21 protein-coding genes are annotated in these 26,897 nt (G+C 72.6%); 14 read left to right on the forward strand and 7 right to left on the reverse strand.

Going from position 1 to position 26,897, the window contains the following annotated elements:
* The first annotated feature begins 82 nt into the window (after positions 1-82).
* From ACWCP2_RS23210 to ACWCP2_RS23220, 3 genes are all read left to right on the forward strand, one after another.
* The gene (locus tag ACWCP2_RS23210; protein WP_450910477.1) at positions 83-682 is read left to right on the forward strand and encodes a hypothetical protein; all 600 of its coding nucleotides are present in this window, start codon (positions 83-85) and stop codon (positions 680-682) included.
* Between the two features lie 220 nt (positions 683-902).
* Positions 903-1,070, forward strand: a complete 168-nt coding sequence (locus ACWCP2_RS23215; RefSeq protein WP_450910478.1) for a hypothetical protein — start codon at positions 903-905, stop codon at positions 1,068-1,070.
* Positions 1,071-1,151: 81 nt separating this feature from the next.
* Positions 1,152-4,202, forward strand: a complete 3,051-nt coding sequence (locus tag ACWCP2_RS23220; RefSeq protein WP_450910501.1) for a helix-turn-helix transcriptional regulator — start codon at positions 1,152-1,154, stop codon at positions 4,200-4,202.
* Between the two features lie 33 nt (positions 4,203-4,235).
* On the opposite strand, the gene ACWCP2_RS23225 is transcribed toward ACWCP2_RS23220, so the two are convergent.
* The 3 genes from ACWCP2_RS23225 to ACWCP2_RS23235 form a co-directional block, all read right to left on the reverse strand.
* On the reverse strand, positions 4,236-4,421 hold the full coding sequence (locus tag ACWCP2_RS23225) for a DUF6191 domain-containing protein (RefSeq protein WP_450910479.1): 186 nt from the start codon (positions 4,419-4,421) through the stop codon (positions 4,236-4,238).
* A 41-nt stretch (positions 4,422-4,462) separates the two neighbouring features.
* Positions 4,463-5,878 (reverse strand): PQQ-dependent sugar dehydrogenase, encoded by a 1,416-nt coding sequence (locus tag ACWCP2_RS23230; RefSeq protein ID WP_450910480.1) that lies wholly within the window; start codon positions 5,876-5,878, stop codon positions 4,463-4,465.
* Between the two features lie 97 nt (positions 5,879-5,975).
* Complete coding sequence (locus ACWCP2_RS23235) at positions 5,976-6,977, reverse strand: aldo/keto reductase (protein ID WP_450910481.1); 1,002 nt, start codon at positions 6,975-6,977, stop codon at positions 5,976-5,978.
* Between the two features lie 90 nt (positions 6,978-7,067).
* On the opposite strand from ACWCP2_RS23235, the gene ACWCP2_RS23240 reads away from it, so the two are divergent.
* The 6 genes from ACWCP2_RS23240 (at position 7,068) to serA (ending at position 16,881) form a co-directional block, all read left to right on the forward strand.
* Positions 7,068-8,024 (forward strand): 2-hydroxyacid dehydrogenase, encoded by a 957-nt coding sequence (locus ACWCP2_RS23240; RefSeq protein WP_450910482.1) that lies wholly within the window; start codon positions 7,068-7,070, stop codon positions 8,022-8,024.
* A gap of 282 nt (positions 8,025-8,306) precedes the next feature.
* Positions 8,307-11,207, forward strand: coding sequence for a putative bifunctional diguanylate cyclase/phosphodiesterase (locus ACWCP2_RS23245; RefSeq protein ID WP_450910483.1), 2,901 nt, complete (start codon positions 8,307-8,309; stop codon positions 11,205-11,207).
* Positions 11,208-11,422: 215 nt separating this feature from the next.
* Positions 11,423-13,312, forward strand: a complete 1,890-nt coding sequence (locus tag ACWCP2_RS23250) for an acetolactate synthase large subunit (protein ID WP_450910484.1) — start codon at positions 11,423-11,425, stop codon at positions 13,310-13,312.
* A gap of 32 nt (positions 13,313-13,344) precedes the next feature.
* Positions 13,345-13,869 (forward strand): acetolactate synthase small subunit, encoded by a 525-nt coding sequence (gene ilvN / locus ACWCP2_RS23255; protein WP_243337813.1) that lies wholly within the window; start codon positions 13,345-13,347, stop codon positions 13,867-13,869.
* Positions 13,870-14,010: 141 nt separating this feature from the next.
* Entirely contained in the window at positions 14,011-15,012 is a 1,002-nt protein-coding gene (gene ilvC, locus ACWCP2_RS23260) for a ketol-acid reductoisomerase (RefSeq protein ID WP_403712719.1), read from the forward strand.
* 279 nt (positions 15,013-15,291) lie between these two features.
* On the forward strand, positions 15,292-16,881 hold the full coding sequence (gene serA / locus ACWCP2_RS23265) for a phosphoglycerate dehydrogenase (protein WP_450910485.1): 1,590 nt from the start codon (positions 15,292-15,294) through the stop codon (positions 16,879-16,881).
* Between the two features lie 88 nt (positions 16,882-16,969).
* Here the strand turns inward: serA and ACWCP2_RS23270 are convergent, their stop codons facing one another.
* A complete protein-coding gene (locus ACWCP2_RS23270; protein ID WP_450910486.1) occupies positions 16,970-18,505 on the reverse strand; it encodes an MFS transporter in 1,536 nt (511 codons plus the stop codon).
* Between the two features lie 103 nt (positions 18,506-18,608).
* Here ACWCP2_RS23270 and ACWCP2_RS23275 point away from each other — a divergent pair, with 103 nt between their 5' ends.
* Positions 18,609-19,199 carry a TetR/AcrR family transcriptional regulator gene (locus ACWCP2_RS23275; RefSeq protein ID WP_450910487.1) on the forward strand — a complete coding sequence of 197 codons (591 nt, stop codon included), beginning with the start codon at positions 18,609-18,611 and terminating at the stop codon, positions 19,197-19,199.
* A 68-nt stretch (positions 19,200-19,267) separates the two neighbouring features.
* Entirely contained in the window at positions 19,268-20,143 is an 876-nt protein-coding gene (locus ACWCP2_RS23280; protein WP_450910488.1) for a hypothetical protein, read from the forward strand.
* 45 nt (positions 20,144-20,188) lie between these two features.
* Here ACWCP2_RS23280 and ACWCP2_RS23285 read toward each other — a convergent pair whose 3' ends face one another.
* Positions 20,189-21,622, reverse strand: coding sequence for a PucR family transcriptional regulator (locus ACWCP2_RS23285; RefSeq protein ID WP_450910489.1), 1,434 nt, complete (start codon positions 21,620-21,622; stop codon positions 20,189-20,191).
* Positions 21,623-21,823: 201 nt separating this feature from the next.
* Here ACWCP2_RS23285 and ACWCP2_RS23290 point away from each other — a divergent pair, with 201 nt between their 5' ends.
* Positions 21,824-22,750 carry a proline dehydrogenase family protein gene (locus tag ACWCP2_RS23290; RefSeq protein WP_450910490.1) on the forward strand — a complete coding sequence of 309 codons (927 nt, stop codon included), beginning with the start codon at positions 21,824-21,826 and terminating at the stop codon, positions 22,748-22,750.
* Positions 22,751-22,783: 33 nt separating this feature from the next.
* Positions 22,784-24,415: an L-glutamate gamma-semialdehyde dehydrogenase gene (gene pruA / locus ACWCP2_RS23295; protein ID WP_450910491.1), complete on the forward strand. Its 1,632-nt coding sequence runs from the start codon at positions 22,784-22,786 to the stop codon at positions 24,413-24,415.
* Between the two features lie 90 nt (positions 24,416-24,505).
* On the opposite strand, the gene ACWCP2_RS23300 is transcribed toward pruA, so the two are convergent.
* Positions 24,506-25,429 (reverse strand): quinone oxidoreductase family protein, encoded by a 924-nt coding sequence (locus ACWCP2_RS23300; protein WP_450910492.1) that lies wholly within the window; start codon positions 25,427-25,429, stop codon positions 24,506-24,508.
* A gap of 60 nt (positions 25,430-25,489) precedes the next feature.
* Positions 25,490-26,191, reverse strand: a complete 702-nt coding sequence (locus tag ACWCP2_RS23305; protein ID WP_450910493.1) for a nitroreductase family protein — start codon at positions 26,189-26,191, stop codon at positions 25,490-25,492.
* A gap of 129 nt (positions 26,192-26,320) precedes the next feature.
* Between ACWCP2_RS23305 and ACWCP2_RS23310 the strand changes: the two genes are divergently transcribed.
* The coding region (locus ACWCP2_RS23310) for a GNAT family N-acetyltransferase (protein WP_450910494.1) at positions 26,321-26,897 on the forward strand (577 nt) is incomplete at its 3' end.

Here is a 26,897-nt window from a genome sequence, read left to right on the forward strand (position 1 = left end):
CCGCGGGGCCGGGGCGCGGCGCCGTGCGCCGTGCGGCCGGATTCTCAGGAACCTCTCAGAAACGCCGCCTACGGTGCCCCGCATGGACACCACCAAGACCCCCGCCCCGACCGCTCCCGAGGCGGACTCCCCGGCCGACCTGAAGAAGGCCGCCACCGACGAGACGACCGCCCCGGCCGCCGCGGGCACCGCCGCCACCGACGAGGTCCAGGGCGAGGCGCTCGCCTCGGACCTGGGCGAGGAGGACGAGGAGTTCGACGGCCTCGACGCCGAGGCCGACGAGCAGCAGAGCAGTGGTGTCGCCTCCGGAGCCTCCGCGATCGTCGCCGCCGGTCTCGGCCTGATCGCCCTCAGCGGCAGCTGGACCTCCCGCGTCATCGGCGAGCGCGAGACCCTCCAGGGCCAGATCAGCTCCGCCAGCGCCACCAGCACCGAGGACAAGATCGAGGCGCTGTACGGCAACGCCTGGCACATGACCGCCCTGGTCAACGGCGTCCTGTCGACGATCGCGCTGCTCATCGCCGTCTTCGTGCTGGCCCGTCCGGCCTTCGGCGCCCCCGGCCGCACCCTCCCCGCCTGGGTCCGCTCCGTCTCCTGGGCCGCCGTCGTCGTCGCCGCCATCGGTGTGGCCGCCTTCGCGTTCATGTATCTCCTCGCCCTCCCGACGGCCCCCGCCGTCTAAGCCGTTCGCCGCCTCCGGGCGGCCCGCCTAGGCCGTTCGCGCCTGCCCGGCGGCCCGCCTAGGTACTGCCTTAGGCCGCCTCAGGGACCCCCGGTCCCGGCCTAAGGCCCCCCGGCCCGTGCAGATGCGGCATGCTCCCGATGTGCCGGCACCCCCTGGGGAGCGAATCTTGGATCACACCGAACGAGGTGTCCGAGAAACGCGAACCAGGGAGCACGAGATGTTCGAGTACGAGATCGCCACCGCCCGCCGCGACGACCTCATCCGTGAGGCCGACGCCTACCGTCTGGTCCGGGAAGCGAAGAAGGCCCACCGCCGCTCCTCCCGGAGCCAGGAACCGGAGGGGTCGGTGAGAGGGCAGCGCGGCCGGTTCACCCGCGCCGCGTAACCCGCGCCGCGAGACCGTGCGGACCGGCACGTGATGAGAAGCGCACCGATATCCAGTGCCGACGGGCAGGGCCTCTGTGCGATGCTCGGCGGCGTGGAGACCAGATCTGTCAGCCCGGTGTTCGTCGGCCGAGCCGACGAACTGGCCGTACTCACCGACGCCCTGACGCGCGCCGCCGGCCAGGAGCCGCAGGCCCTGCTCATAGGCGGCGAGGCCGGGGTCGGCAAGACCCGCCTCACCGAGGAGTTCCTCTGCGAGGCCGACCGCCGCGGCGCGGTCGTCGCCGTCGGAGGCTGTGTGGAGATCGGGGCGGAGGGGCTTCCCTTCGCCCCGTTTTCGACCGCGCTGCGCACCCTGCACCGGCTGCTCCCCGACGAACTGGCCGCGGCCGCCGTCGGCCAGGAGGACGAACTCGCGCGCATCCTCCCCGAACTGGGCGAGACTCCGCGCGGCCCGCACGACGAGGAAAGCACCGCCCGGCTCTTCGAGCTGACGGCCCGGATGCTGGAACGGCTCGCCGCCGACCGCACCGTCGTCCTCGTCCTGGAAGACCTGCACTGGGCCGACACCTCCACCCGGCACCTGCTCTCCTACCTCTTCCGCGCGCTCGGCAGCGGCCGCCTCGTCGTGGTCGCCACCTACCGCGCCGACGACGTCCACCGCCGCCACCCGCTGCGCCCGCTCCTCGCGGAGCTCGACCGGCTGCGCACCGTCCAGCGCATCGAGCTGTCCCGCTTCAACCGGGCCGAAGTACGCCGCCAGCTCGCCGGGATCCTCGCCTCGCAGCCCGACGAGGAGTTCGTCGAATCGGTCTTCGACCGCTCCGACGGCAACGCCTTCTTCGTCGAGGAACTCGTCGCCTCCCGCGCCAGCGGCTGCCTCACCGGCCTCACCGAATCCCTGCGCGACCTGCTCCTGGTCCGCGTCGAAGTCCTCCCGGACGCCGCGCAGCGCGTCGTGCGCATCGTCGCCGAGGGCGGCTCCACCGTGGAGTACGCCCTGCTGCGCGCCGTCACCCGGCTCACCGAGGACGAACTGATCGAGGCCCTGCGCGCGGCGGTCGGCGCCAACATCCTCCTCGCCACCTCCGACGGCGACGGCTACCGCTTCCGCCACTCCCTGGTCCGCGAGGCCGTCTCCGACGACCTGCTGCCCGGCGAGCGCGCCCGCGTCAACCGCCGCTACGCCGAGGAACTCGAACAGGACGACTCGCTGATCCGCGCGGAGGAGCGGGTCATCCGCCTCGCCACCTACTGGTACTACGCCAACGACGCGGTCAAGGCCCTGCCCGCCGTGCTCGCCGCCTCGGTGGCCGCCCGGCGCCGGCACGCCTACTCCGAACAACTGCGCCTGCTGGAACGGGCCATGGAACTGTGGGAGGCCGTACCGGAGGAGGTGCGCGCCGAACTGCGCCCGGCGGACTACACCGAGGTCTACCCGCCCTGCGGCTGCGACCCGGCGACCACCCCGCTGCAACGCCTCGACCTGCTGGCCGAAGCCACCGTCGCGGCCCGCTTCGGCGGCGAGCGCGAACGCGCGCTGAAGCTGACCAAGACGGCCCTGCGGCTGCTGGAGGACGGCCACGACCCGCTGCGCGCCGCCTGGTTCTGGACCGAACGCTCCCGGATGATCGCCAGCCTCGCCCGCGGCGACGGCTGGGAGGAGCTGGCCAGGGCGCAGGAGCTCGTCCGGGGGCTGCCCCCGTCCCAGGTGCACGCCGACGTCCTGGTCCGGGCCGCGAGCTGGGGCATGCTCCACAAGCCCGGGCCGGACAACATCGTCGCCGCCGAACGCGCCGTGGAGTACGCACGGATGGTCGGCGCCGAGGACACCGAACTCAATGCCCGGATCACCGTCGGCAGCCTGCTCGTCGACGCCGGGGAGCCCGAACGCGGACTCGCCGAGATGCACGCGGTCAGGGACCGTGCCGCCGAACTGGGACTCGCCGCCCTGGTGGGACGCGCCCATGTGAACCTCACCTCTCATCTGGAAAGCCTGGGCCGGTCCCGCGAAGCCGTGGAACTGGCCGAAGAAGGTGCCGAGCTGGTCAAGAACTCCCATCTGATGGACTCCGAGGCGTACATCCGGGGAAACATGGCGGAGAGCCTGTACAGCCTGGGCCGGTGGGACGAGGCCGAGGTGCAGGCCCGCCGCACCCTGACCCTCGTCAGCAGCGCCGCCCCCCGCGCCGCCGCCGTCGTACGGCTGTCCTACCTGGCCCTGGCCCGCGGCGAACTCGCCGAGGCCGCCGCCCAGCTCACCGCCGCCCGCACCCACTTCGGATCCCACGACGGCCAGCCCCAGCACCGGATCCCGCTGTTCCGCCTCGCGATCGGCGTGGCCGCGGGGGAGGGCCGGATGGCCGACGTCCGCAGCGAGGTCACCGCCGTCATCGGCCACGGCTTCCCGCTCGGCATCCACCGCTACGCCTGGCCGCTGCTGCTCGCCGCCGCCTCGGCCGAAGCCGAGGCCCGCGGCCTGCCGGCCGCCGAGGCGGGCAGGGAAGAGGCGCTGACGGTCCTGCGCACCGCGGCCCGGCACCTGGCCACACCCGCCCCGGTGTGGAGCGCCCACTCCGAGTACCTCAGGGCCGAGCTGCTGCGCGCCGAGGCCCGGGACACCGTCGCCGACTGGACGGCCGTGGAAGCGGCCGTACGTCCCCTGGAGCGGCCCTACCTGCTCGCCAGGGCCCAGTACCGGCTCGTCGAGGCCCTGCTGGCCGCCGGCGGGGACCGCGAGACCGCAGCCGGACTGCTCCAGGAGGCCTACGCCACCTCCGAGCGGCTCGGCGCCCGCAGGATCCGCGAGGACCTGGCCCTGCTCGCGCAGCGCGCCAGGCTCCCGCTCACCCCCGTGGACGCCGCAGCCAAGGCCCTGCTCGCTCCGGGCGCGGACCCGGTCGAGACGCTGGGCCTGACCAGCCGCGAACGGGACGTGCTGCGCCTGGTCGCGGCCGGGCACACCAACCGCCAGATCGCCGAGGAGCTCTTCATCTCCCCGAAGACGGCCAGCGTGCACGTCTCGAACATCCTGGCGAAGCTCGGCGTCGCGGGCCGCGGCGAAGCGGCCGCCCTGGCCCACCGGCTACGGCTCTTCGGCCCCGTGGCCCAGCAGCCGGCCGGGACCCGCTGAGGGGCGCGATTCCGGCCTGGAGCGGAGCCCCGGCTAGGCGGCCGGGTGCTCCGTGGTGCGTATGAGCACCTTGCCGGAGTCCAGGTCTATCGGGCCCTTTCCCGGGTCGCCGTCATTCACGTCGGTCCGGGAGAGCTCCAGCCGCTTCTTCTCCTCGTCCGTGTGCTTGCGCCCCGGACTGAACAGCTCCTCGATCATGTTGAACACCGCGTCCACCACGCCTTTCGTTCCCCCGTCGGAGCCCGCCGGTCATCCCACGGTCACTCCACGGTCAGTGTCAGGATCCTGTCGTCACCGGTTTCCGGCGACCCGCGCCCGTCCGTCTCGCTCGTGACCAGCAGCAATCTGTCGCCACCGAGGGCCACCACGGTGCGCAGCCGGCCGTACTCTCCGGTCAGGAACGCCTCGGGCTGCGCCACCGGCTCCGTCCCGGCCAGCGGAATCCGCCAGAGCCGCTGCCCCTTGAGCCCGGCCATCCAGATGGAGCCCTGCGCCCAGGCGATCCCGCTCGGCGAGGCCTCGTCGGTCTTCCACACCGCCACCGGATCGCGCATCCCCGGCTTGCCGGCCTTGCCCTCGGCCTCCGGCCAGCCGTAGTTCGCGCCGGGCTCGATCAGGTTCAGCTCGTCCCAGGTGTTCTGGCCGAACTCGGCCGCCCACAGCCGTTTGTCCTTGTCCCAGGCGAGTCCCTGCACATTGCGGTGCCCGTAGGAGTAGACGACGGAGTCCGCCTCCGGATTGCCGTGCACCGGCTCCCCGTCCGGGGTCATCCGCAGGATCTTCCCGCCCAGCGACTTCTTGTCCTGGGCCAGCCCGGTGTCCCCGGTCTCGCCCGTCCCGGCGTAGAGCATCTTGTCCGGGCCGAAGGCGATCCGCCCGCCGTTGTGGATGAGCCCCTTGGGGATACCCCGGAACACGGTGTCGGGCGCGCCGAGCTGGTCGCCCGCCGGTCTCTTCTCGTCGTACCGCAGCCGTGCGATGCGGTTGTCGGACTCGGTGGTGAAGTAGGCGTACACCATGAGGTCCGAGGCGAAGGAAGGGGACACGGCCAGGCCCAGCAGCCCGCCCTCGCCGCCCGGAGCCACCCCGGGCACCTTGCCCACCGGGGTCACGGCCCCGGTGCCCACGTCGACCCGGCTGATCGTGCCCTTGTCCCGCGAGGCGACCAGCAGGTTCCCGTCGGGCAGGGGAGCCACCCCCCACGGGGACTCCAGGCCCTGCGCGGCCACACCGGTCACCGTCACCCGCCCCTTCGCAGGCGGCGCCGGCGGCCCGGAGGGCGACGCGGAGGCGGAGGGCCCGCCCGAGCCGCCCGGCGGCGCGGAGCCGGCCGTGGTGCCCGGTGGCGCTTCGCCCGGCCGGGCCCCGGCGCCCGCCGGCGGCGAGCAGCCCGCCGCGAGCAGCGCCCCGCATCCCGCCAGGGCGACGGCCGCCAGCACCCCACGGGCCCGCCCGCGCGGCCCGGCGTACGACCGCACCGGCCCGCCCGCCCGGCCCTGGGCCTGCTCCCAGCCCTGTTCCCGCCCCTGCTCCGGGCCCTGTCCCCGCTCCCGCTCCGCGTTCTGTTCCCGGGCCCGGTCCGGCCCCGGGCCCGGCCCTTGCGGCCGTCCCTGCCCCCGGCCCCGGCCACCCAGACCCCGCTCCGGCCCCTGCTCCCGGCCCTGTCCGTTGCGCATCGCCCTGCTCCCCTCGGTCCTCCGATCGTGCCCTCACACGACTCAACAGCGCCGACCATGCCCCAAGTTCCACCACTCGTACACTCGATCGAGTGGTTCAGGCCCCGACCGGCACCGGCAGCCCCGAGAGCTCCACCAGGTCCTCGCCCGTCAGCCGCACCTCGGCCGCCCGCGCGTTCTCCTGCGCCCAGCGCGCCTGCCCGGCCCCGGGGACGGGAACCACCTGCGGCCCCTGGGCCAGCACCCACGCCAGCGCCACCTGCGCCGCCGTGACCTCGGCCCCGTGCCGCCGGGCGACCCGCCGCAGCCCCGCCACGAGCACCTGGTTCGCCGCCATCGCGTACGCCGTGAACCGCGGATGCCTGGCCCGCACGTCCCCGGGCTCGAACCCCTCGCCCGGAACCAGCGTCCCGGTCAGGAACCCGCTCCCCAGCGGCATCGCCGCCAGGAACCCGACCCCCCGCGCCGCGCACCACGGCAGCAGCCGCCACGCCGCCTGCGGCGACCAGACCGACAGCTCCGCCTGCACCGCGCTCACCGGGAACACCTGCTGGGCCCGCTCCAGGTGCCGGACGGTCGCCTCGTACGCCCGGTCGCCCCGCGGCCCCGCACCCGGCCCGGTGCCCGCCCCCAGCGCGCAGAAGCCCAGCGCCCGCACCTTCCCCGCGCCCACCAGCTCCGCCAGCGCGCCCCAGGACTCCTCGACCGGCACGTCCGGGTCCACCCGGTGCAGCTGGTACAGGTCTATGACGTCGGTGCGCAGCCGCCGCAGCGAGGCGTCGCAGGCCCGCCGCAGGTACCCCGGGCGCCCGTCGGCCACCACGTGCACTCCGTCGGCCCGCAGCCCCGCCTTCGCGGACACGAAGGCGTCCGGCCGGCGCTCGCGCAGCACCCGGCCGAGCAGCAGCTCATTGGTGTAGGGGCCGTACAGATCGGCGGTGTCGAGCAGGTTCGCCCCCAGGTCGAGGGCCGTGTGCAGGGTGCGCAGCGAGTCCTCGCGCCGTCTGCGCGAAGGCGCGTACGCCCCGCTCATCGGCATGCAGCCGAGGCCGACGGCACCCACCGTCAGCGCCCCCGCCCCGATCGACCTGCGCTCCACCGCGTGTCCCCCCTGGTCCCGCCTGGTCCTCCCGGTTCCGGCACACAAACTAACGGCTCGGTCCGGATCCCCTGGCATAGCCTCCTGATCATGACTGCAGAGACGCGCGAGACCCCCGACGTATGGCTCCCCTTCCCCGCCGAGGAGATCGAAGGGCTGCCCGATGGCTTCCGCTACCGCCACTGGGACGGCGAGGAGACCTTCCCCGCCGATCCGGCCGCCTGCGTCTTCTACGTCACCCCGTACATGAAGTCCCCGGCCGTCACCCTGCGACCGCTGGCCGCGATGCCCCGGCTGCGGGTCGTCCAGACCCTGACCGCCGGGGTCGACCACGTCCTGGGAGGCCTCGGCGACCTGGCCCCCGGCGTACGTCTGTGCAACGCCAAGGGCGTCCACGACGCGAGCACCGCGGAGCTCGCCCTCACCCTGACCCTGGCCTCCCTGCGCGGGATCCCCGGCATGGTGCGCGGCCAGGACCGCGAGGAGTGGTGCTTCGGGTTCTACGAGGCCCTCGCGGACAAGTCCGTACTGATCATCGGCTACGGCGCGGTCGGCGCGGCCGTCGAGGACCGGCTCGCGCCCTTCGAGTGCGAGCGCGTCGTGCGGGTGGCGCGGACGGCGCGCACCACGGCGCGCGGGCCGGTGCACGCACTCGCGGAACTGCCCCAACTCCTGCCCGCGGCCGACGTGGTGATCCTTTCCACCCCGCTCACCGAGGAGACGCGGGGGCTCGTGGACGCGGAGTTCCTCGCCCGCATGAAGGACGGCGCGCTGCTCGTGAACGTGGCCCGCGGACCCGTCGTCGACACCAAGTCCCTGCTGGCGGAAGTGGAGTCGGGCCGGCTGCGCGCCGCGCTGGACGTCACCGATCCGGAACCGCTGCCTTCAGGACACCCGCTCTGGCATGCTCCGGGTGTCCTGATCACGCCCCATGTGGGCGGCAGCAGCTCGGCGTTCGAGCCGCGGGCCAAGCGTCTGGTGGCCCGTCAGCTCCGCCGGTTCGCCGCCGGAGAGCCCGTGGAGAACACGGTGTTGATCACGGATTGACGCGCGGCGCGCACGCTCCGCGTTCGTCCGGATGCGCTCGGTGGACACAACTCCCTTGATGGTGACGGAGCGTAGAGAAACTATGTCCCTGAGTGACGAAAGTGGTGTATCGTCCGGAACAAGGGGCTGCGCCACGAACGTCTGGCGCTGGGGAGTGATCGGACACTTTGGGGGGCGACGGGCGATGCACGGCCAATGGACGAAGGATCCGATGCGGCGAAGCCGCCGGAGGCGAAGGTGCCGGGACTGGACCGCGCCGGAACCAGCCGGCGAGGGGGACCGGTGAGCACCCCGGGGGCGGCGCTGCTGACCCGCCAGCCCCTCGCCGGCAGCGGCAAGGGCCTGGCGATGCAGCTCCTCCTCGCGGTGGTCAGCAGCGGTTACGCCGTGGGCGCCGCCCTCGGCTGGGGCTCCGAGGAACTCGCCGAGATCATGGGCGACTTCGGACTCAGCTCCGCCGGCCTGCTCGCCGCCGTCTCCTGTTTCACCTACGCCCGGGCCATCGACAGCCGTGAGCGCCCGGCCTGGCTGCTGTTCGCGTTCTCCTCGCTCATGGGCTGCTTCGGAAACGCCGTCTGGGGCTGGTACGAGGTGGTGCTCGGCGAGGCCGTGCCGAAGCCCTCGATCGCAGACTTCGCCTTCCTCTGCTTCGCGCCGCCCGCCATCGTGGGCCTGCTCGTCCTCGCGAAGCGCCCGGTCACCCGGGCCGGCTGGGTCTGCCTCGGCCTCGACTCCTGGCTCATCGGCGGCTCCCTGCTCACCCTCTCCTGGAGCCTCGCCCTCGCGCACGCCGCGCGCACCGCCCAGTCCGGCGCCCCCGGCAGCGTCCCGCGCGCCGCCCTCTCGCTGGCCTACCCGCTCCTGGACATCGCGCTCGTCTCGATGGTGCTGGTGCTGCACTTCCGCCGCTCCGAGACCAACCGCTCGGCCGTGAACACCGCCATCGCGGCCCTCGCCCTGACCGTGCTGAGCGACGCGCTGTTCACCTCGCCGCTGCTCAGCGCCGAGTACCAGTCCGGCCAGCTCCTGGACGCCGGCTGGTTCGCCGGCTCGCTCCTCCTCGCGTACGCGCCCTGGGGCGCCCGCCGCCTGCACCCCGGCCCCGGTCCCGGCCCCGAACCGGTCCACCCGCACGCGCGCGCCGAGCGGCAGCACAGCCGCCCCATCACCGGCTCCCTGCCCGCCCTGACCCCGTACCTCGCGGCGGCCGTCTGCACCCTCGGGATCCTCTACAACGTGGTGGACGGCCGGAAGGTCGACCGGGTCGTCGTCTTCACGGGCTGCACGGTCGTCCTCGCCCTGGTCATCCGCCAGGGCATCATGCTGCTCGACAACATCGCGCTGACCCAGGAACTGGCCCAGAAGGAGAACCACTTCCGCTCCCTGGTCCAGGGCTCCAGCGACGTCATCATGATCGCCGCGCCCACCGGGACCCTGCGCTACGTCAGCCCCGCCGCCGCCGGGGTCTACGGCCGCGAGGCGGAGGAGCTGGTCGGCACCGAGCTGGCCGCCCTGATTCACCCGGAGGACCTCGGCCGCGTGGTCCACGAGGTGCGCCGCTTCCTGGCCGCGCCGCCCGCCGAGGAGCCGACCACCCGCATCGAGTGCCGGTTCAGATCGGGCGATGGCGAGTGGCTCAATGTGGAGTCCACCGTCAACCGCCACCAGGGCGGGCTCATCCTGAACAGCCGCGACGTCACCGAACGGGTCCGGCTCCAGGCACAGCTCCAGCACAGCGCCGAGCACGACCCGCTCACCGACCTGCCCAACCGGGCCCTGTTCACCCGCCGGGTCCGCCAGGCCCTCACCGGACGCCGGGCCGGGGACCACAGCACCGCCGTGCTCTTCATCGACCTCGACGGGTTCAAGGCGGTCAACGACACCATCGGCCACCAGGCGGGCGACGAGCTGCTCATCGAGGCCGCCCGCCGGCTCCAGGACTCGGTCCGCTCCGGGGACACCGCGGCCCGCCTCGGCGGGGACGAGTTCGCCGCGCTGATCCTGGGCGACGGCAGCCGCGACCGCACCGCCCGCGAGTACCAGGTCCACGAGATCGCCGACCGGCTGCGCACCACCCTCTCCCAGCCCTACCGGATCGCCGGGAGCGAGGTCCGGGTCGCCGCCAGCATCGGCGTGGCCTTCGCGGATCCCGGCATCACCCCTTCGGACCTGATGCGCAACGCGGATCTCGCGATGTACCGGGCGAAGGCGGGCGGCAAGGACCGGGTCGAGATGTACGTCCCCCAGATGCAGGCCGAGGTCGTCCGCAAGGCGGAGCTGGCGGGCCGGCTGCGCACCGCGCTGCACGACGGAGAGTTCGCCCTGCTGCACCAGCCGGTGGTCTCCCTGGCCACGGGGAAGATCTCGGCCGTGGTGGCACAGGCCCGGTGGCGTTCCGCGCAGGGGATCCTGTTCACCCCCGCCGAGTTCCTGCGGGTGGCCGAGTACAGCGAGGGCGGGCAGCCCTCCCGCGGCGCGGTCCCGGACGCCTCGCGCACCGCCGAGCTGGGGCGCTGGCTGCTGGAGGAGGCCGTGGAGCAGGCCGCCGAGCGCCACCGGGCCGGGCACGACGTCCCCGTGGCCGTACGGATGACCGCGCAGCGGCTCCTCGACCGGTCCATGCCGCTGGGCTCCGTGGAGGCGCTGCTCACGCGGAACGGGCTGCCGTCCGGGGGGCTCGTCCTGGAGCTCGCCGTCTCCGATCCCAGGGTGCCCTTCGACGACCTGGAGCGCCGCCTGGCGGCCCTGCACCGGCTCGGGGTACTGATCGCCCTGGACGGCTTCGGCAGCGGGTACGCGGCCATCAGCGCCCTGCGCAGGCTCCCCGTGGACATGCTCAAGCTCGACCGGGGCCTGGTCGAAGGGGTCGTGGAATCCCCCCGGCTGCACAAGATCACCGCGGGTTTGTTGCGGATCGCAAACGATCTCGGCATGCAGTCGGTGGCGGAGGGGGTGGACCTCCCGGAGCAGGTCATGGCACTGCGTGCGATGGGCTGCACCCACGGGCAGGGAATGGCCTTCTCCGGCCCTCTGGACGAGTACAGGCTGCGGCGAGCGCTCGTGCGCGGTACGTTCCCAGTACCGGGCGGTGCGGCCCAACCCGCGTTGGCCGGTGGTTCGCCCGGGGGCTCGATGGTCATCCACAGAGGCTCACATAATGAGACGCCCGTCCCACCCGCTTGACATCACCCTCCCGCCGGAGGGAGGGTCAATGCCATGCGCACCCGAATTCTCGTACTTGGAAAGCGCGTCGGCTGAAGCTGGGACCAGCATGTCCCCGCTCAACGCACCCGACGCGCTCCCCTCGCTTGCCTCCCGGCACGAGGGGTTTTTTGTTGCACTGGCAACGTCGAATCTCGTAAAACCCTCCTCGCAAAACCCTCAGCTTCGAGAAGAGAATGCCGATGACCGAGCAGGCCACCGGGGCCCACCATCCGCAGCCGCGGCCCCGTTCCGGCGGACACCAGTCCGCCGCAGTTGAGCACGTCACGGGTGCGCAGTCCCTCATCCGCTCTCTCGAAGAGGTGGGGTGCGACACCGTCTTCGGCATTCCGGGCGGCTGCATCCTCCCGGCGTACGACCCGCTGATGGACTCCAAGAAGGTCCGCCACATCCTGGTCCGCCACGAGCAGGGCGCCGGCCACGCCGCCACCGGCTACGCGCAGGCCACCGGAAAGGTCGGCGTCTGTATGGCCACCTCCGGACCGGGGGCCACGAACCTGGTGACGCCGATCGCCGACGCGCACATGGACTCCGTGCCGCTCGTCGCGATCACCGGCCAGGTCTCCTCCAAGGCGATCGGCACCGACGCCTTCCAGGAGGCGGACATCGTCGGCATCACCATGCCGATCACCAAGCACAACTTCCTGGTCACCAAGGCCGAGGACATCGCCCGGACCATCGCCGAGGCCTTCCACATCGCTTCCACCGGCCGCCCCGGCCCGGTCCTGGTCGACATCGCCAAGGACGCCCTGCAGGCGAAGACCACCTTCTCGTGGCCGCCCAGCCAGGACCTCCCCGGCTACCGGCCGGTCACCAAGCCGCACGCCAAGCAGATCCGCGAGGCCGCCAAGATGATCGCCGCCGCCAAGCGGCCGGTCCTCTACGTCGGCGGCGGCGTCATGAAGTCCGGCGCGACCGCCGAGCTGAAGGTCCTGGCCGAGCTCACCGGCGTCCCGGTCGTCACCACCCTGATGGCCCTCGGCTCCCTCCCGGACAGCCACCCGCAGAACGTCGGCATGCCGGGCATGCACGGCGCCGTCACCGCCGTGACCGCCCTGCAGAAGTCGGACCTGCTGATCGCGCTCGGCACCCGCTTCGACGACCGCGTCACCGGCAAGCTGGACAGCTTCGCCCCCTTCGCCAAGGTCATCCACGCGGACATCGACCCGGCCGAGATCGGCAAGAACCGCGCCGTGGACGTCCCGATCGTCGGTGACGCCCGCGAGGTCATCGCCGACCTGATCCAGGCCGTCCAGGCCGAGGCCAACGACGGCAACGCCGGCGACTACACCGCCTGGTGGAAGGACCTCAACCGCTGGCGCGACACGTACCCGCTGGGCTACGACCTGCCCGAGGACGGCTCGCTCTCCCCTCAGCAGGTCATCGAGCGGATCGGCCAGCTGGCGCCGCAGGGCACCATCTACGCGGCCGGCGTCGGCCAGCACCAGATGTGGGCCTCGCACTTCGTCAACTACGAGGAGCCCCGCACCTGGCTGAATTCCGGCGGCGCCGGAACCATGGGCTACGCGGTCCCCGCCGCGATGGGCGCCAAGGTCGGCATGCCGGAGCGCACCGTCTGGGCGATCGACGGCGACGGCTGCTTCCAGATGACCAATCAGGAACTGGCCACCTGCGCCCTGAACAACATCCCGATCAAGGTCGCGATCATCAACAACGGTGCGCTGGGCATGGTCCGCCAGTGGCAGACCCTGTTCTACAACCAGCGGTACTCCAACACCGTCCTGCACGCGGGCGAGACGGGCACCGACACGGCCGTCGGCTCCCAGCTCGGCGAGTCGGCCGCGCCCCGCATGGGCACCCGCGTCCCGGACTTCGTCAAGCTGTCCGAGGCCATGGGCTGCGTGGCGCTGCGCTGCGAGGACCCGGCCGACCTGGACAAGGTCATCGCCGAGGCCAACGCGATCAACGACCGCCCGGTCGTCGTCGACTTCATCGTCCACGAGGACGCCATGGTGTGGCCGATGGTCGCCGCCGGCACCTCGAACGACGAGGTCATGGCCGCCCGGGGCGTCCGCCCCGACTTCGGCGACAACGAAGACGACTGAGCCGAGAGAGCCCGAGAGAGAGAACGACTCACATGTCCAAGCACACGCTCTCCGTCCTGGTCGAGAACACGCCCGGCATCCTCGCCCGGATCGCCGCACTGTTCTCCCGCCGCGGGTTCAACATCGACTCCCTCGCGGTCGGTGTCACCGAGCACCCCGACATCTCGCGCATCACCATCGTCGTGAACGTCGAGGACCTCCCGCTGGAGCAGGTGACCAAGCAGCTCAACAAGCTGGTCAACGTGCTCAAGATCGTCGAGCTGGAGCACACCAACGCCATCGAGCGGGAACTCGTTCTGGTGAAGGTCCGCGCCGACAACGAGACGCGCTCGCAGATCGTCGAGATCGTCCAGCTGTTCCGCGCCAAGACCGTCGACGTCTCCCCGGAGGCCGTCACCATCGAGGCCACCGGCGGCACCGACAAGCTGGGCGCGATGCTCAAGATGCTGGAGCCCTTCGGCATCAAGGAGCTCGTCCAGTCCGGCACGATCGCCATAGGGCGCGGCGGCCGGTCCATCACGGACCGCAGCCTGCGCGCGCTCGACCGCAGCGCCTGAGCCCGGCCGGGCCGGTGACACCGGCCCGGCCGTGCCCCGCCCGTCCGTTTCTCGCTCGCTCGTATGGCGAGACCGAGAACCACGTATTCCGTTCCCCGCCGTACGGTGGGAGCAACACCAGCGCACCAAGGAGATATCCCAGTGGCCGAGCTGTTCTACGAGAACGACGCCGACCTGTCCATCATCCAGGGCCGCAAGGTCGCGGTCATCGGTTACGGCAGCCAGGGCCACGCCCACGCGCTGTCGCTCCGTGACTCCGGCGTCGACGTCGTCGTCGGCCTGCACGAGGGCTCGAAGTCCAAGGCCAAGGCCGAGGAGCAGGGCCTGAAGGTCCTCCCCGTCGCTGAGGCCGCGGCCTGGGCGAACGTCATCATGATCCTGACCCCGGACCCGCTCCAGGCCGAGATCTACGCCGCGTCGATCGAGTCGCACCTGGAAGAGGGCGACGCGCTCTTCTTCGGCCACGGCTTCAACGTGCGCTACGGCTTCATCAAGCCCCCGGCCAACGTGGACGTGGCCCTGGTCGCGCCCAAGGGTCCGGGTCACCTGGTCCGCCGTCAGTACGAGGAAGGCCGCGGCGTGCCCTGCATCGCCGCCGTCGAGCAGGACTTCACCGGCTCCGCCTTCCAGCTCGCGCTGTCGTACGCGGCCGGCATCGGCGGCACGCGCGCCGGCGTCATCAAGACCACCTTCACCGAGGAGACCGAGACCGACCTGTTCGGTGAGCAGGCCGTTCTCTGCGGTGGTGCCTCCGCGCTGGTGAAGGCCGGTTTCGAGACGCTGACCGAGGCCGGTTACCAGCCCGAGATCGCGTACTTCGAGTGCCTGCACGAGCTGAAGCTCATCGTCGACCTCATGTACGAGGGCGGCCTGGAGAAGATGCGCTGGTCGGTCTCCGAGACCGCCGAGTGGGGCGACTACATCACCGGTCCCCGCATCATCACGGACGCCACCAAGGCCGAGATGAAGAAGGTCCTCGCGGAGATCCAGAGCGGCGAGTTCGCCAACACCTGGATGGCCGAGTACAAGGCCGGCCTGCCGAAGTACAACGCGTACAAGAGCGCCGACGAGGCGCACCTGCTCGAGACCACCGGCAAGAAGCTCCGCAAGCTGATGAGCTGGGTCGACAACGACGAGAGCTGATCCGCGGCGCCGCGGGGCCGGGACACACCGTCCCGGCCCCGCGGCACACGGACCCGGGCACCCGTACGGAGGGCCTCGCCGGGGCCCGCTTGTCCACCCCGGCCAATCTCGTGCGGGTGATCCTTCCGTACAGGCGGAATTCCCTCCCGGATCCGCCACTACACTGCTCAACACAACGCGTCAGGCCCACAGTGTCGTGCGTCTTCCACGCGGCTACCCCCTCCACCGCCTGCGGCCGTCGGGACGGCCGTCCGCACTGGACTTGTGAGGATGACCCACGTGAGCTCGAAACCTGTCGTACTCATCGCCGAAGAGCTGTCGCCCGCCACCGTGGAGGCGCTCGGCCCGGACTTCGAGATCCGTCACTGCAACGGCGCCGACCGCGCGGAGCTGCTCCCCGCGATCGTCGACGTCGACGCGATCCTGGTCCGCTCCGCGACCAAGGTCGACGCCGAGGCCATCGCCGCGGCCAAGAAGCTGAAGGTCGTCGCCCGCGCCGGCGTCGGTCTGGACAACGTCGACGTCTCGTCCGCCACCAAGGCCGGCGTGATGGTCGTGAACGCTCCGACCTCCAACATCGTCACCGCCGCCGAGCTGGCCTGCGGCCTGCTCGTCGCGACGGCCCGCAACATTCCGCAGGCCAACACCGCCCTGAAGAACGGCGAGTGGAAGCGGAACAAGTACACGGGCGTCGAGCTCAGCGAGAAGACCCTCGGTGTCGTCGGCCTCGGCCGCATCGGTGTCCTGGTCGCGCAGCGCATGTCGGCCTTCGGCATGAAGATCGTCGCGTACGACCCCTACGTGCAGCCCGCGCGCGCCGCCCAGATGGGCGTCAAGATGCTGACGCTCGACGAGCTGCTCGAGGTCGCCGACTTCATCACCGTGCACCTGCCCAAGACCCCCGAGACCCTCGGTCTCATCGGGGACGAAGCCCTGCACAAGGTCAAGCCGTCCGTCCGCATCGTCAACGCCGCCCGCGGCGGGATCGTGGACGAGGCCGCGCTGTACTCGGCCATCAAGGAGGGCCGCGTCGCCGGCGCCGGCCTCGACGTGTACGCGAAGGAGCCCTGCACGGACTCCCCGCTGTTCGAGCTCGACCAGGTCGTCTGCACCCCGCACCTCGGCGCGTCCACGGACGAGGCCCAGGAGAAGGCCGGTGTCTCGGTCGCCAAGTCGGTGCGCCTCGCGCTCGCCGGCGAGCTCGTGCCCGACGCGGTCAACGTCCAGGGCGGCGTCATCGCCGAGGACGTCCGTCCCGGCCTGCCGCTCGCCGAGAAGCTCGGCCGCATCTTCACCGCGCTGGCCGGCGAGGTCGCGGTCCGCCTCGACGTCGAGGTCTGCGGCGAGATCACCCAGCACGACGTCAAGGTGCTCGAACTCTCCGCGCTCAAGGGTGTCTTCGAGGACGTCGTCGACGAGACGGTCTCCTACGTCAACGCCCCGCTCTTCGCGCAGGAGCGCGGGGTCGAGGTCCGCCTGACCACCTCCTCGGAGTCCCCGGACCACCGCAACGTGGTGACCGTCCGCGGCACCCTGTCGGACGGCCAGGAGGTCTCGGTCTCCGGCACGCTCGTGGGCCCCAAGCACCTCCAGAAGATCGTCGGCATCGGCGAGTACGACGTGGACCTGGCGCTCGCCGACCACATGGTCGTCCTGCGCTACGCCGACCGCCCGGGCGTGGTCGGCGCCGTCGGCCGCATCCTCGGCGAGGCCGGCCTCAACATCGCGGGCATGCAGGTCGCCCGCGCCGAAGAGGGCGGCGAGGCCCTCGCGGTCCTCACCGTCGACGCCGAGGCCCCGGTGAACGTCCTCGCGGACATCGCCGCCGAGATCGGCGCCGTCTCGGCCCGTACGGTCAGCCTCGGCTGACGCTGCGGCTGCGGACACGCGCGAAGGGCCCGGGGGAGACCCCCGGGCCCTTTCGTGTGTCCTGCCCCTTCGGGCGTTCCTACGCCGCTCAGTGCGCGAGGGCTTCGCCGGCCGCCGCCCGCTCCGCCGCGGCCGGGGCCTGCGCTCCGCGGCCCCGGAGCAGGGCCGCGGCGAGCACCGCCGCCGCGAGGAGCAGGACCGTACCGCCCCAGGCCGCGTACTGCATTCCGTGGACGAAGGCCTCCCGGGCCGCGGCCAGGACCTGCCCGCCGGCCGCGCCGCCGAGCCCCTGGGCGGTGGCCACGGCCCCGCCGAGGGTCTCCCGTACGGCGGGCTCGGAGCCGGCCAGGTCGGAGCGGTAGACGGCCGTGCCCAGGCTGCCGAGGACGGCCATCCCGAGGGCGCCGCCGAACTCCTGGCCGGTCTCCAGCAGGGAGGCGGCGGAGCCGGCCTTCTCGGCGGGGGCGGAGCCGAGCGCCATGTCGGAGACCAGGGACATCACGGTGACGATGCCGGCGGCCAGCACCCCGGCTCCGGCGAGCAGCAGCCACAGCGAGTCGGTGCCCACCAGGCTGATCAGGGTGAACCCGGCGGCGGCGAGGACGAAGCCGCCGGAGACGACGTGGGCCCGGTCGGTCTTCTGGGCGAGGACCGCGCCGACGGGGGCGGCGGCGCCGATGAGGACCGAGGGCGCGAGGCTCCAGAGGGCGGCTTCCAGGGTGCCCATGCCGAGCACCGACTGCAGGTACTGGGTGGTGAAGTAGGCCGAGCCCATCATGGCGAAGGCGGCGACGGTGTTCAGGCCGATGCCGGCGCCGAAGCCGCGCCCCCGGAAGAGGGCCCGGGAGACCATGGCGTCGCCGCGGGTGCGCTGGCGGCGGACGAAGAGGTACCCGAAGGCCAGGCCGGCGGCGATGCAGCCGGCGTACAGCGGGGTGAAGCCCTCGGCGGCGATCTCCTTGAGGCCGTAGACCACCGGCAGCACGGCCGCCATCGACAGCGGCACGCTCAGCAGGTCGAAGCGGCCGGGCGCCGGGTCCTTGAACTCGGGGACCAGCACGGGGACCAGGACCAGCAGGAGCAGCATCGCGGGCACGTTGATCAGGAAGACGGAGCCCCACCAGAAGTGGTTGAGCATCACGCCGCTCATGACCGAGCCGAGGGCGACGCCGCCGGTCATGGCGCCGGACCAGATCGCGATGGCCTTGCCGCGCTGCTTGTCGTCCTGGAAGAGGTTGCGGACCAGGGCCAGCGTGGACGGCATCAGGGTCGCGCCGCCGATTCCGAGCAGGACGCGGGCCGCGATGAGCATGTCGGCGCTGGTGGCGTAGGCCGCGGCGACGGAGGCCAGTCCGAAGGCCGCCGCTCCGATCAGCAGCAGCTTGCGGCGGCCGATCCGGTCGCCGAGCGAGCCCATCGTGATGAGCAGGCCCGAGAGGGCGAAGGCGTAGCTGTCGAAGATCCAGAGCTGCTGCGTGGCGCTGGGGTCGAGCTCCCGGGTGATGGCCGGGATGGCGAAGTAGAGGACGGAGACGTCCATCGAGACCAGGAGCAGGGGGAGCACGAGAACGGTGAAGGCGATCCATTCCCGGCGACCGGCGGGGCGTGCTGCGGGGTTCGTCATGAGCAGCAATGTACAAGCGTCATAAACGTCTGTCTAGTACGGATGTATAGAACGATTGTGTAGGACGTTTGTCTTGGACGGACGTCTTGGCTACCGTGAAGCCATGGGACATCGCGAGGATTTGCTGGAAGGCGCCAAGAAGTGCCTGGTCGAGAAGGGTTTCGTGGGCACGACCGCCCGCGACATCGTCAAGGCCTCGGGTGCGAACCTGGCCTCGATCGGCTACCACTACGGCTCCAAGGACGCCCTCATGACGGAGGCGTTCATCGCCGTCATGCAGGACTGGGGTGACCGGTTCACCACCGGGGTGGAGGGAGAGGGCGGCTCGCTGGAGCGCTTCCGCTCGGTCTGGGACGGGGTGCACGCCGAACACGAGGAGTCGGCCCCGGTATGGGCGGCCAGCATGGAGGTCGCGCTCGCCCGGGACCGGCTCCCGGAGCTGCGCACACTGCTCGCCGCCTCGCAGGGGGAGGGCCGCAAGGGGCTGATCGCGATGTTCACCGGAGTGCCGGAGGAGGAGCTGACGGAGGAGGACCTGCGGACCACCGGGGCCTTCTACCAGGCCCTGCTGAACGGGTTCATGCTCCAGTGGCTCTTCGACCCCGCGTCGGCCGCGACTCCCGCGGACCTGACCGAGGGAATGCGGCGGGCGGTGGAGACCATGACGAAGACGGCCCCGCCGGCCGGGGGGTAACCGGAGCCGGAACCGCCGCCGCGGCGCCCGCGTCCCAGCCCCGGACCGGCCCGGCCTGAGGGGGAGTCATGAGACGTGCGGTGACGTGGGTTGCGGTGTTGCTCGGGGTGCTCGTGGTGACCGGATGCGGAGAGGCGGGCGCCCCCCGGGCTGTCACCGCGCCCCGACTCCGGCCCCGCATGGAGGAGGTGGCGCGCGCCTGGGAGGGCTCGGCCGAACTCAAGGAGTGGCGCGAGGGGTTCCACCTCCTCCAGGAGCCGGTGACGCTGCCGTCGGACGCCTTCCACGACGGGAACGACAAGACCGCCTACACGGAGCAGAACTTCGCCCTGCGCGGCGAACTGCCCGCGCGGGGCGCCGCCCCCGCCCTGATCCGCTGGGCCGACGGCGCCACCCTGGAGGCCACCGCGCTGAGCGCGAGCGACGCGTACCGGGAGCTCACCGGCGGGGCGCCCACCCGCGAGCGCCCGCTGACCGTCACCGGCGCCCGCTTCGGCGACCTGAGCGTGAAGACCAGCCGCGGGCCGGCCCTGGTCCCGGCGTGGTTCTTCGACCTTGAGGGGTACGGGGAGCCGCTCGTCCGGGTCGCCCTGGCCGACGCCCGGCCGGCCGAGCCGCCGATCGGGCCGCTGGACCCGGCCGCTGGCGCCACCTCGGTGATGGACCACGGACCCGCGGACCGCACCTCCACGGAGTTCACCGTGGGCGCCGGACACGGGGCCTGTGACGGCGGGGTCGCCGTCGACGTGCTGGAAGGCACCGACACCGTGGTCCTCGGCGGCCGGATCCTGCCGGGGAAGGAGGTCGCCGAGGGCGGAGGGTGCCCCGCGGTCCTGCTCCGGGCGACGGTCCCGGTCGCGCTCACCCGGCCGCTCGGAGACCGCGTGCTGGTCGACGCGGTGTCCGGTGCGGCGATCGGCCTGTCGCGCAGCCGGGCGAGCTGACCGGCGCGAGCCCCTGCGGGGCCGGGGCCGCCCGGCCCCGCCCCGTCAGCCGTGCAGGCGGGTGGCCTTGAGGGCCATGTGCAGGAGCAGGCGGTCCTCGCCCTCGTCCAGGTCGAGCCCCGTCAGCTGCTCCACCCGGGACAGCCGGTAGTACAGGGTCTGGCGGTGGATCCCCAGGGCCGCCGCCGCGCGGCCCGCCTGGCCGGCGCAGTCCAGGAACACCTCGGCCGTCCGGGCCAGTTCGGGATTGGCCGGGCCGCGCAGGGCGCGGGTCACCGGGTCGTCCAGGGCCTCCTCGGCGACGGAGGCGAGCATCCGGTAAGGCCCGATCGCGGACCACTGCGCCACCGGCCCGAGCCGCGGCCCGGCGGCTGCGGCCCGGGCGGCTGCGGTGGCCTGCTGCCAGGCGGCGGGCAGCGCGGTGAGCGCCCGCACGGGGTCGGACACCCCGGCGGTCGGCCCGCCCCGGCCGGAGCCCGGGCCGCCGGAGCCGGAACCGCCGGAGCCGCCCGCGGAGCCACCGGCGGCGGCCGGCGCGGTACGCCCTGCCCGGGAGCCGGCGTCCGAGCCGCCCCCGGAGCCGCCCCCGGAGCCCGCACCGCCGCCCGCACCGCCGCCCGCACCGCCGCCCGCCGCGGGCCGGCCCGCGCGGGTGCCCGGTCGGGCCGGCGGGACGGGGCCGCCGGGGACGGGGCCGCCGGAACCAGGGGCTCCTGGGCCGGCCGCGCCCGGGAGCAGCCGGGAGATCGCCGTCAGGGCCGGAGCCAGCGGGTCCGCGCCGCGCAGCCGGACCAGGACGGCGAGGGAGGGCCGGCCCGCCGGGGCGCCGTCGCCCGGGCGGGGCTCCTGCGCGCCGGCCCCCCGCCAGGGGACCACGCACACGGCCGCCGCTCCCGGGACCGAAGCCGGGGCCTCGCCGGACCACGGGCTCACGCAGACCGCGGCGTGCGGCCCCTCGGCGCCCGGACCGAGTGCCACCCGTAGGGCGGCCACCGCCATGTCCTGCTGCCAGCCGCGCCCGGCGGTGAGCACCGCGAGGAACTCCCGGGACAGGTCGGCCCCCGCCCGGGCCTCCTCCGCGAGCAGCAGCCCGATCCGCTGGGCCACCTCCATGGCGGCGGCCAGGGACTCCGCGTCGGGGCCGGGCTCCCGGTCGAGGAGCCACACGTAGCCCTGGACGATCCCGCGGTGGCGCACCGGCAGGCAGACGCGCCCCCGGAAGACGCCGGCGTCCGGGGCCGCCGGGATCCTGACGGGTCCGGTGGCGCGGGCGATGCCGAAGCCCTCGAACCAGGACCGGACGGCCGCCGTCGACTGGCGGGTCAGGATCGAGCGGGTCCGTACGGGGTCCATCGCCAGATCGTCTTCGCTGTCGTGCGCGCCGAAGGCGATGAGGCGGAAGTCCCGGTTCTCCAGCGTCGCCGGAGCGCCGAGCAGCGCCGAAATCTCGTCCACCAGGTCCTGGTAATCGCCCTTCACCCGCACATTCTCCCACCCTCGCGACCGCCCTTCAGACAGATGTATGAGATCCGGGCCACGGATGCGTGACAGCTGTCGATGGCAGAGGATCGGGGAGATCCCTAGGTTTCACGGTGGTTTTACTTGCGTTTTCCTTATGGCCTCCGTCGTCCCGGCGCGGGCTGAATGTCTCCTTCTGTCCGCCCCCGTTGGAGGTACCCCGTGCTGGGTCCCGCGATCCTCGCCGCCTCGCGCAGCGACAAGATGCGCCGAATCGTCTCTGCCGCCCCGGTGACCAAGCCCGTGGTGAACCGGTTCATCCCCGGTGAGACGGTCGACCAGGTCATCCCGATCGTCGAGGACCTGACGGGCAAGGGCCTGGAGGTGACCCTCGACGTCGTCGGCGAGGACATCACCACCGTGGAGCAGTCCCACGCCGCGCGCGACGCGTACCTCGACCTCATCGAGCAGCTCGCCCACCTGGGCCTCGGCGAGACCGTCGAGATGTCGGTGAAGCTCTCCATGTTCGGCCAGGCGCTGGAAGGCGGCCACGAGCTGGCCCTCGCCAACGTCCGCCCGGTCGTCGAGGCCGCCGCCGCCATCGGCACCACCGTGACCCTGGACGCCGAGGACCACACCACCCTCGACTCGATGTTCGCCATCCACGAGGAGCTGCGCCGCGAGCACCCGCAGACCGGCTGCGTGATCCAGGCGTACCTCTTCCGCACCGAGGCCGACGCCCGCCGGCTGGCCGCGGCCGGCAGTCGCGTCCGCATCGTGAAGGGCGCCTACAAGGAGCCCGCCGAGGTCGCGTACCAGGACAAGGCCGAGATCGACAAGGCGTACGTCCGCATCCTGAAGATCCTGATGGAGGGCGAGGGCTACCCGATGATCGGGTCCCACGACCCGCGCCTGATCGCCATCGGCCAGGAGCTCGCCCGCCAGGCCGGCCGCAAGCTGGACGAGTACGAGTTCCAGATGCTGTACGGCATCCGCAGCGAGGAGCACCTGCGGCTGGCCGCCGAGGGCCACCGGATGCGCGTCTACACGGCCTACGGAACCGACTGGTACGGCTACTTCATGCGGCGCCTCGCGGAGAAGCCGGCCAACCTGCTCTTCTTCCTCCGCTCGATGATCACCAAGAACTAGGCCCTCCCACTAGCTCAAGGAGCACCCCGCATCATGGACGCTGTAACCCAGGTCCCCGTGCCGGTCAACGAGCCGGTCCACTCGTACGCCCCCGGCACCCCGGAGCGCGCGCGCCTCGAAACGCAGCTGAAGCAGCTGTCCGAGAACCCGGTCGACCTCCCGATGACGATCAACGGCGTCAAGCGGATGGGCGGCGGCGAGCGCTTCGACGTCGTGCAGCCGCACGACCACAAGTCGGTCCTCGGCACCTACGCGAACGCCACCGCGGCCGACGCCCAGGAGGCCGTCGACGCCGCCCTGGCCGCCGCCCCGGCCTGGCGCGCGATGTCCTTCGACGACCGCGCCGCGATCATCCTGCGCGCCGCCGAGCTGCTGTCCGGCCCGTGGCGCGAGAAGCTGGCCGCGTCCACGATGCTGGGCCAGTCGAAGACCGCGCAGCAGGCCGAGATCGACACCCCGTGCGAGCTCGTCGACTTCTGGCGCTTCAACGTCCACTTCGCCCGCCAGATCCTGGCCGAGCAGCCGGTCGCGAACTCCGCCGGCGTGTGGAACCGCAGCGACCACCGCCCGCTCGAGGGCTTCGTCTACGCGATCACCCCCTTCAACTTCACGGCCATCGCGGGCAACCTCCCCACCGCCCCGGCCCTGATGGGCAACGTGGTCGTGTGGAAGCCGTCCCCGACGCAGACCCACTCCGCGGTCCTCCTGATGGAGCTGCTGGAGGAGGCCGGCCTGCCGAAGGGCGTCATCAACCTGGTGACGGGCGACGGCATCGCCGTCTCCGAGGTGGCGCTGACCCACCCGGAGCTCGCGGGCATCCACTTCACCGGTTCGACCAAGACCTTCCAGTACCTGTGGAAGACGGTCGGCAACAACATCGAGCACTACAAGTCCTACCCGCGCCTGGTCGGCGAGACCGGCGGCAAGGACTTCGTCGTCGCGCACCCGTCCGCGGACCGCGCGATCCTGAAGACCGCCCTGACCCGCGGCTCCTTCGAGTACCAGGGCCAGAAGTGCTCGGCGTCCTCGCGCGCCTACGTCCCGGCCTCGATCTGGAACGACGGCTTCAAGGAGGCCTTCGCGGCCGAGGTCGACGGCATCACCATGGGTGACGTCCGCGACCTGACGAACTTCATCGGCGCCGTCATCGACGAGCGTTCCTTCGCGAAGAACAAGGCCGCGATCGACCGCGCGAAGGCCGACCCGACCTGCGAGATCGTCGCCGGCGGCACGTACGACGACTCCGAGGGCTACTTCGTCCGCCCGACGGTCATCGCGTGCACGGACCCCGGGAACGAGGTCTTCACGACCGAGTACTTCGGCCCGATCCTGGCCGTCCACGTCTACGAGGACGCGGAGTTCGACGCGATGCTGGCCCAGATGGAGTCCGTCTCGGCGTACGCCCTGACCGGCGCCGTCATCGCGCAGGACCGCTACGCGGCGGCCGACGCGATGGAGAAGCTCCGCTTCGCCGCGGGCAACTTCTACATCAACGACAAGTCGACCGGCGCCGTCGTCGGCCAGCAGCCCTTCGGCGGCGGCCGCGCCTCGGGCACCAACGACAAGGCCGGCGCGGCCTCGAACCTGATGCGCTGGACCTCGACCCGCTCCATCAAGGAGACCCTGGTCCCGCCGACCGAGTACGGCTACCCCCACATGGGCTGACCGTCCCGGTCCCACTGAACCCCGCCCCCGTTCCGGTACCCCCAAGTCCGGAGCGGGGGCGGTTTCATGCCCGGCGGCCGTGGCGCGCCGCTACGGGACGAGCACGACCTTGCCGAGGTTGCGGCGCTGCTCGATCAGGGCGTGCGCCCGGGCCGCCTCGGCAAGGGGGATCTCCTCGTGCACGGCGGTGCGCAGGGTGCCCGCGTCGCGCAGTTCCCACAGGTCGCGGCGCCAGCGCTCGTACAGCTCGGGCTTGCCGAAGGCGATGGCCCGCATCTGGAAGCCGATCACCGAGGCGCCGCGGACCAGCAGCTCGTACGCCTCCACCGTGCCGCCGCCGGAGCCGAAGGCCACCAGCCGGCCGCCGGTCGCCAGGGCCCGGACGGCGGGGCCGAGCAGGTCGCCGCCGACGCCGTCGAGGACGACGTCGTACGGGCCTCCCCACGCGGTGTCCCCGTACAGGACGACCTCGTCGGCGCCCAGGCCCCGTACGAAGTCCGCCTTGTCGGCGCTGCTGACGGCGGCGACCACGCGCCCCGCCCGGCCTGCCCTGGCGAACTGCAGGGCGAGCGTCCCCACGGCGCTGGCGGCGGCCGTGACCAGCACCGACTCCCCGGGCTGCACGTGCGCGGCCTCGTAGGCCCCGCGGGCCACCAGCCCGCTGCGGACCAGGGCGACCGCCTCGACGGCGCTCGCGCCGTCCGGGATCCGGGAGGCCATCGCGGCGTTCAGGACGGCGAACTCGGCGTAGGCGTGGGCGAAGCACAGACCCGTGACGCGGTCGCCGGCGGCGAGGGCGGTGACGCCTTCGCCGGTGGCGACGACCCGCCCGGCGATCTCGCCGCCGATGGGCGCCGGTTCGGCGGCCTCCCGCACCTTGCGGACGGTCGGCAGGGTCACCCCGACGGCCTCGGTCCGTACGAGCACCTCACCGGGTCCCGGAGCGGGCACGGCGGCCTCCTCGGCGAACAGGGCCTCGGGGCCGCCGTTGACCTCGTAGCGGATGCGGAGCAAGGGGGACCTCCCGTTGTGGATCTTGTGCGAGGTCCACGGTAACTCCGGCCGCCCGCGCCCCTAGACCTCCACCAAGACCTGGTCCAGGGACTTGCGGACCAGGTCAGGGACCTCGCAGTCGTCCGCCGGGTAGCCGACCGGGACGACCGCGAAGGCCTTCTCGTTCTCCGGGCGGTTCAGGACGTGGGAGAGGAAGCGCATCGGGCTCGGCGTGTGGATCAGGGCCGCCAGGCCCGAGAGGTGGAGGGCGGACAGGAGCATGCCGACCGCGATGCCGACCGACTCGTCGACGTAGTAGTGCTTGTGCTTCGTGCCGTCCTCGCCGAGCCAGTAGCGCTGCTGGAAGACTACGATCAGGGCCGGGGCGTCGGTGAGGTGGGTCTTCACGGCGTCCGTGCCGATGGGGCGCAGGGCGGCGAGCCACTCGTCGCCGAGGCGGCCGTCGTAGGAGAGCTGCTCCTCCTGCTCGGCGGCCGCGCGGATCTGCGCCCGTACGGCCGGGTCCTTGACGAGGACGAAGGTCCACGGCTGCTGGTGGGCGCCGGAGGGCGCGGTCGCGGCGCACGCGATGGCGTCCCGGACGACCTGCTCGGGCACCGGGTCGGCGGAGAAGTGGCGTACGGTCCTGCGCTCGTCCATCCGCGTACGGAGCTCGGCGGCCCGCGCGAGGGACTCGGGCGCCGGCATCCGCTCGGGGCGGTAGGGGGCGGGACGGTACGGCTGGCCGTGGATCGGGGTCCACTGCTGGGTATCGGGAGACATGGGGCGAGTCTGCCGAGCCAATGGTCCAGACCGCCAGAGTCGCGTCGGCCCGATTCGGCCGGTGGGCGATATTTCATGTCCGCATAGCGGATACGAGTGGTGGGGGAGCCCGCTTGGTACGGTCCCGGGATGGGTGACGAGGACACGGGAAGCGCGGGCGCCGTCTCGCTGCGGCACACCGCGCAACTCGGCGAGGGGGAGCTGCGCCGGGTGCGGGAGCTGCTCGATGCCGCCTTCGAGGGGGACTTCGGGGACGAGGACTTCGAGCACGCGCTCGGCGGGATGCACGCGCTCGTGTACGAGGGCCGGGAACTCGTCGCGCACGGCAGCGTCGTGCAGCGGCGGGTGCTGCACCGGGGGCGGGCCCTGCGCACCGGCTACGTGGAGGCCGTGGCCGTGCGGGCCGACCGGCGCCGGCGCGGGCTCGGCGGCGTGGTGATGGAGGCGGCCGAGGGGGTCCTCGCGCGGGCCTACGTGCTCGGCGCGCTCAGCGCCTCCGACGCCGGGGCCCGGCTGTACGCGGGCCGCGGCTGGCGGGTGTGGGGCGGGGAGATCGGGGTGCTCGGGCCCGGCGGGCCCGAGCGGCTGCCCGAGGAGGAGGGGTCGACGTACGTCTGGGCGCCGCCCGGCGGGGTCCGGCTCGTCCGGGTCGGTGTGCAGGTCGGAGTATTCGTCCCAGGAGTCGAGGGTGTCCTCGGCTTCCCGC

The organism is Streptomyces sp. NPDC002104 (assembly GCF_053593795.1).

Coding starts and splice junctions, on each gene's coding strand:
- ACWCP2_RS23210 (WP_450910477.1), top strand. CDS start 83: ATGGACACCACCAAGACCCCCGCCCCGACCGCTCCCGAGGCGGACTCC.
- ACWCP2_RS23215 (WP_450910478.1), top strand. CDS start 903: ATGTTCGAGTACGAGATCGCCACCGCCCGCCGCGACGACCTCATCCGT.
- ACWCP2_RS23220 (WP_450910501.1), top strand. CDS start 1,152: ATGCTCGGCGGCGTGGAGACCAGATCTGTCAGCCCGGTGTTCGTCGGC.
- ACWCP2_RS23230 (WP_450910480.1), bottom strand. CDS start 5,878: ATGCGCAACGGACAGGGCCGGGAGCAGGGGCCGGAGCGGGGTCTGGGT.
- ACWCP2_RS23240 (WP_450910482.1), top strand. CDS start 7,068: ATGACTGCAGAGACGCGCGAGACCCCCGACGTATGGCTCCCCTTCCCC.
- ACWCP2_RS23250 (WP_450910484.1), top strand. CDS start 11,423: ATGCCGATGACCGAGCAGGCCACCGGGGCCCACCATCCGCAGCCGCGG.
- ilvN (WP_243337813.1), top strand. CDS start 13,345: ATGTCCAAGCACACGCTCTCCGTCCTGGTCGAGAACACGCCCGGCATC.
- ACWCP2_RS23270 (WP_450910486.1), bottom strand. CDS start 18,505: ATGACGAACCCCGCAGCACGCCCCGCCGGTCGCCGGGAATGGATCGCC.
- ACWCP2_RS23275 (WP_450910487.1), top strand. CDS start 18,609: ATGGGACATCGCGAGGATTTGCTGGAAGGCGCCAAGAAGTGCCTGGTC.
- ACWCP2_RS23280 (WP_450910488.1), top strand. CDS start 19,268: ATGAGACGTGCGGTGACGTGGGTTGCGGTGTTGCTCGGGGTGCTCGTG.
- pruA (WP_450910491.1), top strand. CDS start 22,784: ATGGACGCTGTAACCCAGGTCCCCGTGCCGGTCAACGAGCCGGTCCAC.
- ACWCP2_RS23305 (WP_450910493.1), bottom strand. CDS start 26,191: ATGTCTCCCGATACCCAGCAGTGGACCCCGATCCACGGCCAGCCGTAC.